The 10,592-nt window shown below is 71.6% G+C and carries 9 protein-coding genes; all 9 read left to right on the top strand.

Features of this window, described 5'->3' with window-relative positions:
• The first annotated feature begins 159 nt into the window (after window positions 1-159).
• The 9 genes from AB0O07_RS03970 to hpnH all read left to right on the top strand — a co-directional run bounded on the left by AB0O07_RS03970 (window position 160) and on the right by hpnH (window position 10,566).
• Entirely contained in the window at window positions 160-1,089 is a 930-nt protein-coding gene (locus tag AB0O07_RS03970) for an ABC transporter permease (protein ID WP_365626378.1), read from the top strand.
• The gene (locus AB0O07_RS03975; protein WP_365626381.1) at window positions 1,082-1,867 is read left to right on the top strand and encodes an ABC transporter ATP-binding protein; all 786 of its coding nucleotides are present in this window, start codon (window positions 1,082-1,084) and stop codon (window positions 1,865-1,867) included. Before AB0O07_RS03970 ends, AB0O07_RS03975 begins: the two co-directional genes overlap by 8 nt.
• Window positions 1,868-2,257: 390 nt before the next feature.
• A complete protein-coding gene (hpnC, locus tag AB0O07_RS03980) occupies window positions 2,258-3,178 on the top strand; it encodes a squalene synthase HpnC (protein ID WP_365626384.1) in 921 nt (306 codons plus the stop codon).
• Window positions 3,175-4,125, top strand: coding sequence for a presqualene diphosphate synthase HpnD (gene hpnD, locus AB0O07_RS03985; protein ID WP_365626387.1), 951 nt, complete (start codon window positions 3,175-3,177; stop codon window positions 4,123-4,125). Before hpnC ends, hpnD begins: the two co-directional genes overlap by 4 nt.
• Before the next feature lie 148 nt (window positions 4,126-4,273).
• On the top strand, window positions 4,274-5,650 hold the full coding sequence (gene hpnE, locus AB0O07_RS03990; RefSeq protein WP_365626390.1) for a hydroxysqualene dehydroxylase HpnE: 1,377 nt from the start codon (window positions 4,274-4,276) through the stop codon (window positions 5,648-5,650).
• Window positions 5,647-6,762, top strand: coding sequence for a polyprenyl synthetase family protein (locus AB0O07_RS03995; protein ID WP_365626393.1), 1,116 nt, complete (start codon window positions 5,647-5,649; stop codon window positions 6,760-6,762). The genes hpnE and AB0O07_RS03995 overlap by 4 nt, the downstream gene beginning before the upstream one ends.
• Before the next feature lie 101 nt (window positions 6,763-6,863).
• Window positions 6,864-8,885 carry a squalene--hopene cyclase gene (gene shc, locus AB0O07_RS04000; protein WP_365626396.1) on the top strand — a complete coding sequence of 674 codons (2,022 nt, stop codon included), beginning with the start codon at window positions 6,864-6,866 and terminating at the stop codon, window positions 8,883-8,885.
• On the top strand, window positions 8,885-9,541 hold the full coding sequence (locus AB0O07_RS04005) for a 1-hydroxy-2-methyl-2-butenyl 4-diphosphate reductase (RefSeq protein WP_365626399.1): 657 nt from the start codon (window positions 8,885-8,887) through the stop codon (window positions 9,539-9,541). Before shc ends, AB0O07_RS04005 begins: the two co-directional genes overlap by 1 nt.
• 5 nt (window positions 9,542-9,546) lie before the next feature.
• Window positions 9,547-10,566: an adenosyl-hopene transferase HpnH gene (gene hpnH / locus AB0O07_RS04010; RefSeq protein ID WP_365626401.1), complete on the top strand. Its 1,020-nt coding sequence runs from the start codon at window positions 9,547-9,549 to the stop codon at window positions 10,564-10,566.
• Window positions 10,567-10,592 lie beyond the last annotated feature (26 nt).

Genomic DNA, 10,592 nt, shown 5'->3' on the forward strand with positions numbered 1-10,592 from the left:
ATTCAAGTGATCCAGGGCCGTGGTGCCCGCCCCGGCTGGGCCGACCGCGTGTCGTCTGGCAGGCTCGGTTCTGAGAGCATCAGGGCTACCTTCCCGGGGCCGGGCCGTCCACGCCTGTGCCCGACCGGCTGCGCATCTTGAACACGAAAGTTTCAACTTGTGAGTGACACAACCCATGAGGGGGCGATCGCTGTGAGCGCCCCCCCGTCGCCCGACGACGGTCTGTCTCCGGCGGACCTGGCCGCCAAGTACGGCCTGTCGGTGAGCGGTGCCCGGCCAGGGCTGCGCGAGTACGTCCGGCAGCTCTGGGGCCGGCGCCACTTCATCCTGGCCTTCTCCCAGGCGAAGCTCACGGCCCAGTACAGCCAGGCGAAGCTGGGGCAGCTCTGGCAGGTGGCGACCCCCCTGCTGAACGCGGCTGTCTATTACCTGATCTTCGGGCTGATCCTCCAGACCAAGCGGGGCATCCCCCAGGAGGTGTTCGTCCCGTTCCTGGTCACCGGGGTCTTCGTCTTCACCTTCACCCAGAGCTCGGTGATGGCCGGGGTCCGCGCCATCTCCGGCAATCTGGGGCTCGTCCGGGCCCTGCACTTCCCCCGGGCCTCGCTGCCGGTCTCCTTCTCTCTCCAGCAGCTCCAGCAACTCCTGTTCTCCATGGTCGTCCTGGTCACCGTGGCGGTCCTGTTCGGCAGCTACCCCAGCCTGAGCTGGCTGCTGGTGATCCCCGCGCTGGCGATGCAGTTCCTCTTCAACACCGGCCTGGCGCTGATCATGGCGCGGCTCGGCAGCAAGACCCCCGACCTCGCCCAGCTCATGCCGTTCATCATGCGGACGTGGATGTACGCGTCCGGCGTGATGTTCTCGATCCCCGTGATGCTCAAGGACAAGCCGGGGTGGATCGCCGATGTGCTCCAGTACAACCCGGCCGCGATCTACATGGATCTGGTCCGCTTCGCGCTGATCGAGGGGTACGGCTCGGAGAACCTGCCCGCGCATGTCTGGCTCGTCGCGCTGGTCTGGGCCCTGGCGGTCGCCCTCATCGGCTTCGTGTACTTCTGGAAGGCTGAGGAGCGGTACGGACGTGGCTGAGGAGAACACCGGGGAGCGCGTCCCCACCGTCATCGCCGACGATGTGCACATCGTCTACCGCGTCAACGGCGGCAGCGGCGGCAAGGGCAGCGCCACCGCGGCCCTGAGCCGCATACTCCGCAGGGACAAGGGGGAGTCCCGCGGCGTCCGCAAGGTCCACGCGGTACGGGGCGTCACCTTCACCGCGTACCGGGGCGAGGCGATCGGCCTGATCGGCACCAACGGCTCCGGCAAGTCGACCCTGCTGCGCGCCATCGCCGGGCTGCTGCCCGCCGAGAGCGGCAAGGTCTACACCGACGGCCAGCCCTCCCTGCTGGGCGTCAACGCCGCGCTGATGAACGACCTGACCGGCGAACGCAACGTCATCCTCGGCGGTCTGGCCATGGGGATGTCCCGCGAGCAGATCAAGGAGCGCTACCAGTCGATCGTCGACTTCTCCGGCATCAACGAGAAGGGCGACTTCATCACGCTCCCCATGCGCACCTACTCCTCCGGCATGGCCGCCCGCCTCCGGTTCTCCATCGCCGCCGCCAAGGACCACGACGTCCTGATGATCGACGAGGCGCTGGCGACCGGCGACCGCAAGTTCCAGATCCGCTCCGAGGAGCGCATCCGCGAGCTGCGCAAGGAGGCGGGCACGGTCTTTCTGGTCAGCCACAGCAACAAGTCGATCAGGGACACCTGCGACCGCGTGCTCTGGCTGGAGAAGGGCGAGCTGCTGATGGACGGCCCGACCGACGAGGTCATCAAGGCGTACGAGAAGGAAACCGGCAAGTAGCCGGTACGGTACGTCGAACGCCTCCGCCGGAGCGATCGGGCGGAGGCGTTCTTCTGGTACGAACCGGACACCGATGGTCAAGGATCGGCCAAGTCCGGGTGGTCCGGGGAAGGTTGGACGTCGTCACCGCGTTGTTGCCATGCGGCCATCACCCCGGCGTGTTCCCCTGGGCTGTACAACGTAAGCTGGGCCATGCCGATTCGCGGTCAGCGGGGCGATTCCCCCGGGGGAGACCCGGCCGCCGACGGGCCTTCCGTACTCGGAGGTACGGGCGGCGTGTCCGAAAAGGGATGTATTGGGTCGGCAGTGTAGAACGGGAGATGTGACGGCAATGACGGAAAATCTCCAGCTCCGCGAGGATTTCGCCGTCCCCGTAACGGGTAACACGCGGTGACCGGCGCCCCGGATGTGCGCCCAGGACCCGCCTCGCGCACCACCCTCGACAAGGCCGCGGACGAGAACTTCCCCGTGGCCCCCTTCTTCCTCCCCCGCGCCTGGCGCGACGACCTGATGGCGGTCTACGGCTACGCCCGCCTCGTCGACGACATCGGCGACGGCGACCTCGCCCCCGGCGGCGCCGACGCCCGCCACCTGGGCGTCGACCCCGCCCTCGGCGACGACCCGGTCACCCTGCTCGACGCCTTCGAGACCGACCTGCGGCGCGTCTTCGCCCCGGCGGGCCCGCCCCCCGGCCACCCACTGCTCCGTGCGCTCACCCCCACCGTACGGCGCCGCTCCCTGGAGCCCGGACCGTTCCTCGGTCTCGTCGAGGCCAACCGGCAGGACCAGGTGGTCCGGCGGTACGAGACCTACGACGACCTGCTCGCCTACTGCGAACTCTCCGCCAACCCGGTCGGCCGGCTCGTCCTCGGCATCACCGGCACCGCGAGCCCTGAACGGCTGGGCCGCTCCGACGCCGTCTGCACGGCGCTCCAGATCGTCGAACACCTCCAGGACGTGACCGAGGACCTCGGCCGCGACCGGATCTACCTCCCCGCCGAGGACATGAAGCGGTTCCATGTCACCGAGGCGGACCTGGCGGCCCCCACCGCCAACGCCTCGGTACGCTCCCTGATCGCCTACGAGGCCGAGCGCGCCCGCCTGCTGCTGGACCAGGGACCCGCCCTGGTGGGCAGCGTCCACGGCAGGCTCCGGCTGCTCCTCGCCGGATTTGTCGCCGGAGGGCGCGCCGCCCTCGCTTCGATCGCGGCCGCCGGGCACGATGTGCTCCCCGGGCCGCCCAAACCCACCACGCCACGTCTGCTGCGCGAAGTGGGAGCTGTCTTGCGAAGTGCGCACAGAGAGGGGTGAGCCGGAACGTGGAGGGACAGACGCCCATGTCCGCGCCGGTACAGGCGGCCTACGGCTACTGCGAGGCCGTCACCGGGCAGCAGGCCCGTAATTTCGCCTACGGCATCAGACTGCTGCCGACCGAGAAGCGGCAGGCCATGTCCGCGCTGTACGCCTTCTCGCGGAGGGTGGACGACATCGGCGACGGCACGCTCGCGCCCGAGGCCAAGCAGACCCGGCTCGAAGAGACCCGGGTCCTGCTGGAGCGGGTCAGAGCGGGCGAGGTGGCCGAGGACGACACCGACCCCGTGGCTGTCGCCGTCGCGGACGCCACCCGCCGCTTCCCGATGCCGCTCGGCGCGCTCGACGAACTGATCGACGGCGTCCTGATGGACGTCCGGGGCGACACCTACGAGACCTGGGACGACCTCAAGGCGTACTGCCGGTGTGTCGCCGGCGCCATCGGCCGGATCTCCCTCGGCGTCTTCGGTACGGCGCCCGGCGCCCCGGGGGCCGAGCGCGCCGCCGAGTACGCCGACACCCTCGGCCTCGCGCTCCAGCTCACCAACATCCTGCGCGACGTCCGCGAGGACGCCGCCAACGGCCGTACCTACCTGCCCGCCGACGACCTCGCCAAGTTCGGCTGCTCCGCAGGGTTCCACACCGCCGTCCCCGCGCCGGGCGCCGACTTCGCCGGTCTGGTCCACTTCGAGGTACGGCGCGCCCGCACCCTCTTCGCCGAGGGGTACCGACTGCTGCCCCTGCTCGACCGGCGCAGCGGCGCCTGCGTCGCCGCCATGGCCGGCATCTACCGGCGGCTGCTCGACCGCATCGCCCGCGACCCCGAGGCCGTCCTGCGCGGCCGGGTCTCGCTGCCCGGCCACGAGAAGGCGTATGTCGCCGTGCGCGGGCTCTCCGGGCTCGACGCCAGGACCGTCTCCCGGCAGGCCGTCAGGAGACGCGGCTGATGTGCGGCGGCCCGCGGCTCGCCCCCACCGCTTCGCACGCATGTCCGTACGACACTCGCTCAACCATGCGTGGACACCCCGCGTCCCTGACTGCGGAAGGCTCCACCGGACCGGACCGCCCCACCGGTCCGACAACAAGGGGGAACGCATGACGAGCGCCGACGTCCGCCGTGCCGTGGTGATCGGCGGCGGCCTCGCCGGCACCACCGCCGCGCTCCGCCTCGCCGACTCCGGGGTCCGGGTCACCCTCCTCGAAGGCCGGCCCCGCCTCGGCGGCCTCGCCTTCTCCTTCCACCGGGGCGGCCTCACCGTCGACAACGGCCAGCATGTCTACCTGCGCTGCTGCACCGCCTACCGGTGGCTCCTCGACCGGATCGACGGCGCCGCGCTCGCCCCCCTCCAGGACCGCCTCGACGTCCCCGTCCTCGACGTCGGAGGGGAGCGCCCCCGGCTCGGCCGGATCCGGCGCACCGCCCTGCCCGTACCCCTGCACCTGGCACCAGGACTCGCCCGCTACCCGCACCTCTCGCTCGCCGAGCGCGCCTCCGTGGTCCGCGCCGCCCTCGCCCTCCAGCGGCTCGACCTCACCGACCCCGCCCTCGACACCGTCGACTTCGCCACCTGGCTGCGCCGCCACGGACAGTCCGCCCGTACCGTCGAAGCCCTCTGGGACCTCGTCGGGGTCGCCACCCTCAACGCCACCGCACAGGACGCCTCCCTCGCGCTCGCCGCCATGGTCTTCAGGACCGGGCTGCTCTCCGAGCCCGGCGCCGCCGACATCGGCTGGGCCCGGGTCCCGCTCGGCGACCTCCACGACACCCTCGCCCGCAAGGCCCTCGACGACGCCGGCGTCCGCACCCTCCTGCGCACCCGGGCCGGCGCCGTCACCCGCGCCGAGGACGGCGGATGGCACGTCGAAGCGGCGGGCGAACGGCTCGACGCGGACACCGTCGTCGTCGCCGTACCCCAGCGCGAGACCCACGCCCTCCTCCCCGAGGGCGCCCTCGACGCCCCCGAACGCCTCCTCGACCTCGCCACCGCGCCCATCCTCAACCTCCATGTCGTGTACGGGCGCCGGGTGCTGCGCCGCCCCTTCTTCGCCGCGCTCGGCTCTCCCGTCCAGTGGGTCTTCGACCGCACCGACGCCTCCGGACTCACCGAAGGCCAGTACCTGGCGGTCTCCCAGTCCGCCTGCCAGGACGAGATCGACACCCCGGTCGCCGAGCTGCGCGCCCGCTACCTCCCCGAACTGGAACGCCTCCTGCCCGCCGCGCGCGGCGCGGAGGTACGGGACTTCTTCGTCACCCGGGAGCGGACGGCCACCTTCGCCCCCGCCCCCGGCACCGGGCGGCTGCGCCCCACGGCCCGCACCCGCGCCCCCGGCCTCTTCCTGGCCGGCGCATGGACCGCCACCGGCTGGCCCGCGACGATGGAGGGTGCCGTGCGGAGCGGTTTCGACGCCGCGGGCGCGGCTCTCTCCGCACTCGGGCACCGCCATCACCACCCCCTACAGGAGGCGGCATGAGCCCGAGTACCGCCCCGACGAGTACTGGAACAAGAGGAGAGACCGTGCCGACTGTGCCCCCGGCCCATCCGGTTGTCGACACCCCCGACGTCAACGCGCTGCTGGAGCGGGGCCGGACCCTGTCCACGCCCGTCCTGCGCGCCGCCGTCGACCGGCTGGCCCACCCGATGGACACCGTCGCCGCCTACCACTTCGGCTGGATCGACGCCGAGGGCCGTCCCTCCGCCGGTGACGGCGGGAAGGCCGTACGCCCGGCGCTCGCCCTGGTCTCCGCGGAAGCCGCCGGCGCCGCCCCCGAGATGGGCATCCCCGGCGCCGTCGCCGTGGAACTCGTCCACAACTTCTCGCTCCTCCACGACGACCTGATGGACGGCGACGAACAGCGCCGCCACCGCGACACCGTGTGGAAGGTCCACGGCCCCGCCCAGGCCATCCTCGTCGGCGACGCCCTCTTCGCGCTCGCCAACGAGGTGCTCCTCGAACTCGGCACCGTCGAGGCGGGCCGCGCCACCCGGCGGCTCACCTCCGCCACCCGCAAGCTGATCGACGGCCAGGCCCAGGACATCTCCTACGAGCACCGCGAGCGGGTCACCGTCGAGGAGTGCCTGGAGATGGAGGGCAACAAGACCGGCGCCCTGCTCGCCTGCGCCGTCTCCATCGGCGCCGTCCTCGGCGGCGCCGACGACCGTACGGCCGACACTCTGGAGTCGTACGGACACCACCTCGGCCTCGCCTTCCAGGCCGTCGACGACCTGCTCGGCATCTGGGGCGACCCCGAGGCCACCGGCAAGCAGACCTGGAGCGACCTGCGCCAGCGGAAGAAGTCCCTGCCGGTCGTCGCCGCGCTCGCCGCGGGCGGACCGGCCTCGGAACGGCTCGGCGAACTCCTCGCCGCCGACGCCAAGAGCAGCGACTTCGAGAGCTTCTCGGAGGAGGAATTCGCGACCAGGGCGGCCCTCATCGAGGAGGCCGGCGGCCGGGAGTGGACCTCCCAGGAGGCCCGCAGGCAGTACGCCGTCGCCATCGAGGCCCTGGACCGCGTGGACATGCCGGAAACGATCCGCGCGCAGCTTGTCGCGCTCGCGGACTTCGTCGTCGTACGAAAGAGATGATCACCATTCCCATATAACCGCAGTCGCCGTCCACCGCTTCGGCACCGGACGACGGAGACCCCAGGCACAGCAGAAGAACACCACTGCACGAAGGGGAAGCCATGACAGCGACGACCGACGGAAGCCCCGGGGCCCTGAGCCCCCGCGCCGCCTCGGCCAGCGGACCGACCGACACCACGACCACCACACTCCCCGCCGCGGGCGGTGACCTCCGGGTCGCCGCCGAGCGGGCCGCCGCACGCTCCGTCGAGCATCTGCTCGGCCGGCAGGACCCCGAGGGCTGGTGGAAGGGGGACCTCGCCACCAACGTCACCATGGACGCCGAGGACCTGCTGCTCCGTCAGTTCCTCGGGGTACGGGACGCCCGTACCACCGAGGCCGCCGCCCGCCACATCCGCGGCGAACAGCGGCCCGACGGCACCTGGGCCACCTTCCACGGAGGCCCCCCGGAACTCTCCACCACCATCGAGGGATACGTCGCCCTCCGGCTCGCCGGCGACGAGCCCGAAGCCCCGCACATGGCGCTCGCCTCCCAGTGGGTACGCGAACAGGGCGGCATCGCAGCCAGCCGGGTCTTCACCCGGGTCTGGCTCGCCCTCTTCGGCTGGTGGAAATGGGACGACCTCCCCGAACTCCCGCCCGAACTGATCTTCCTGCCCCGGTGGTTCCCGCTCAACATCTACGACTTCGGCTGCTGGGCCCGGCAGACCATCGTCCCCCTCACCATCGTCTCCGCGAAGCGGCCGGTACGCCCCGCCCCCTTCCCCCTCGACGAACTCCACACCGACCCGGCCCACCCCCGCCCCGACCGCGCCTTCGCGCCGGTACGGAGCTGGGACGGCGCCTTCCAGCGCATCGACCGGGCCCTGCACGCCTACCACCGGGTCGCACCGCGCCCGCTGCGCCGCGCCGCGATGAACGCCGCCGCCCGCTGGATCATCGAACGGCAGGAGAACGACGGCTGCTGGGGCGGCATCCAGCCCCCCGCCGTCTACTCGATCATCGCCCTGCACCTGCTCGGCTACGACCTCGACCACCCCCTCCTGCGCGCCGGACTCGAATCGCTCGACCGGTTCGCCGTCTGGCGCGAGGACGGCGCCCGGATGATCGAGGCCTGCCAGTCCCCGGTCTGGGACACCTGTCTCGCCACCATCGCCCTCGCCGACGCCGGCCTCGAACCCGACCACCCGGCCCTGGTCAAGGCCGCCGACTGGATGCTCGGGGAACAGATCGTCCGGCCCGGCGACTGGGCCGTCCGCAGGCCCGGACTGACCCCCGGCGGCTGGGCGTTCGAGTTCCACAACGACAACTACCCCGACATCGACGACACCGCCGAGGTCATCCTCGCGCTGCGCCGCGTCGCCCATCCCGACCCCGACCGGGTCGACGCGGCCGTCGAGCGCGGCGCCCGCTGGAACCTCGGCATGCAGTCGCGCAACGGGGCCTGGGGCGCCTTCGACGCCGACAACACCAGCCCGTTCCCCAACCGGCTCCCCTTCTGCGACTTCGGCAAGGTCATCGACCCGCCGTCCGCCGATGTCACCGCGCACGTCGTCGAGATGCTCGCGTACGAGGGCAAGGCGCACCACCCGGCCACCCGGCGCGGCATCGAATGGCTCCTCGCCGAACAGGAGACCAACGGCGCCTGGTTCGGCCGCTGGGGCGTCAACTACGTCTACGGTACGGGCGCGGTGGTGCCCGCCCTCGTCGCGGCCGGGCTGCCCGTCTCGCACCCGGCGATCCGGCGCGCCGTCGACTGGCTCGAATCCGTCCAGAACGAGGACGGCGGCTGGGGCGAGGACCTGCGCTCCTACCGTGAGCAGGAGTGGATCGGGCACGGCGCCACCACGGCCTCACAGACCGCCTGGGCGCTCCTCGCGCTCCTCGCGGCCGGCGAGGAGGGCGGCAAGGCCGTCGAGGCGGGCATCGCCTCGCTCGCCAGGACCCAGCGGGAGGACGGCTCCTGGGACGAGCCGCACTACACCGGCACCGGCTTCCCGTGGGACTTCTCCATCAACTACCACCTCTACCGGCAGGTCTTCCCGCTCACCGCCCTCGGCCGCTATCTCCACGGCGACCCCCAGGCACAGACCCCCCGCCCCGGCATCCGTCAGGGCGTCTGATGGGGCGGCCCACGGGGCCGTCCCTCGCCCCGGGGACCCCCCTGCTGATCGCCTGCGCGCTCGGCATCGAACGGCTCGCCCTGCGTGGCGCGGGACGGGGCGCCACCGCGGGCCCCGTCACCGTGCTCCGTACCGGGATGGGGCCCAGGAACGCCGAGCGCGCCGTGGACCGCGCGCTCGGCGAACCCCGGTACCGGGACGCCGCCGTCGTCGCCGCCGGATTCTGCGCCGGGCTCACCCCCGGCATGGGCCCGGGCGATCTGATCGTCGCCGACGAGACCCGGGACGCCGAGGGCGCCACCCCCTGCGCGGGCACCGACCGACTCGTCGCCGCACTCACCCGGGCGCTCCCCGGGCGCACCGTCCACACCGGGCCGCTCACCGCCTCCGGCCATGTCGTACGGGGCCAGGAGCGGGCCGCCCTGCGGGCCACCGGCGCACTCGCGGTGGACATGGAGTCCGCCACCACGCTGCGGCGCGCCCTGGCCGCCGGGCCACGCCCGGTTGCGGCCGTCCGGGTGGTCGTGGACGCTCCCGAGCATGAGCTGGTCCGTATCGGCACCGTGCGAGGGGGAATATCAGCCTTCCGTGTTCTTCGTGCCGTACTTCCGGCTTTCCATGAATGGCACCGTTCTGTGTTGCTCCCCAGGAGGTGAGCTAGATGGCCATGCCGCTCCGCCAGACCATCAGGGTCGGGACCTACCTCTTCGAACAGAAGCTCCGCAGGCGTGAGAAGTTCCCGCTCATCGTCGAGCTGGAACCCCTCTACGCCTGCAACCTGGCCTGCGAAGGCTGCGGCAAGATCCAGCACCCCGCCGGGGTGCTGAAGCAGCGCATGCCGGTGGCGCAGGCGGTCGGCGCGGTGCTGGAGTCCGGGGCTCCCATGGTCTCCATCGCCGGCGGCGAGCCGCTGATGCACCCCCAGATCGACGAGATCGTCCGGCAGCTCGTGGCCCGGCGGAAGTACGTCTTCCTCTGCACCAACGCGATGCTGCTCCGCAAGAAGATCCACAAGTTCACGCCCTCGCCGTACTTCGCCTTCGCGGTCCACATCGACGGGCTGCGCGAGCGGCACGACGAGTCCGTCGCCAAGGAGGGCGTGTTCGACGAGGCCGTCGCAGCCATCAAGGAGGCCAAGCGGCGCGGCTTCCGGGTGACCACCAACTCGACGTTCTTCAACACGGACACCCCGCAGACCGTCATCGAGGTCCTCAACTACCTCAACGACGACCTGAAGGTCGACGAGATGATGATCTCGCCCGCCTACGCCTACGAGAAGGCCCCCGACCAGGAGCACTTCCTCGGCGTCGAGCAGACCCGGGAGCTCTTCAGGAAGTCCTTCGCCGGGGGCAACCGGGGGCGCTGGCGGCTGAACCATTCGCCGCTCTTCCTGGACTTCCTGGAGGGCAAGGCCGACTTCCCGTGCACCGCGTGGGCCATCCCCAACTACTCGCTCTTCGGCTGGCAGCGCCCCTGCTATCTGATGAGCGACGGATACGTGCCCACCTACCGTCAGCTCATCGAGGAGACCGACTGGGAGCAGTACGGCCGCGGCAAGGACCCCCGGTGCGCCAACTGCATGGCGCACTGCGGCTACGAACCGACCGCCGTGCTCGCCACCATGGGCTCCCTCAAGGAGTCCCTCCGCGCGGCCAGGGAGACGGTCGTCCAGTCACGCTGAGCCGTCCCGCCGCACCGAGCCGTCCC

The organism is Streptomyces sp. NPDC093085 (assembly GCF_040683935.1).
Lineage (GTDB): Bacteria > Actinomycetota > Actinomycetes > Streptomycetales > Streptomycetaceae > Streptomyces.

Bases quoted from the DNA above. Each gene is read 5' to 3' on its own strand.
- hpnE (WP_365626390.1), top strand. From the start codon at position 4,274: ATGACGAGCGCCGACGTCCGCCGTGCCGTGGTGATCGGCGGCGGCCTC.
- AB0O07_RS03995 (WP_365626393.1), top strand. From the start codon at position 5,647: ATGAGCCCGAGTACCGCCCCGACGAGTACTGGAACAAGAGGAGAGACC.
- shc (WP_365626396.1), top strand. From the start codon at position 6,864: ATGACAGCGACGACCGACGGAAGCCCCGGGGCCCTGAGCCCCCGCGCC.
- AB0O07_RS04005 (WP_365626399.1), top strand. From the start codon at position 8,885: ATGGGGCGGCCCACGGGGCCGTCCCTCGCCCCGGGGACCCCCCTGCTG.
- hpnH (WP_365626401.1), top strand. From the start codon at position 9,547: ATGGCCATGCCGCTCCGCCAGACCATCAGGGTCGGGACCTACCTCTTC.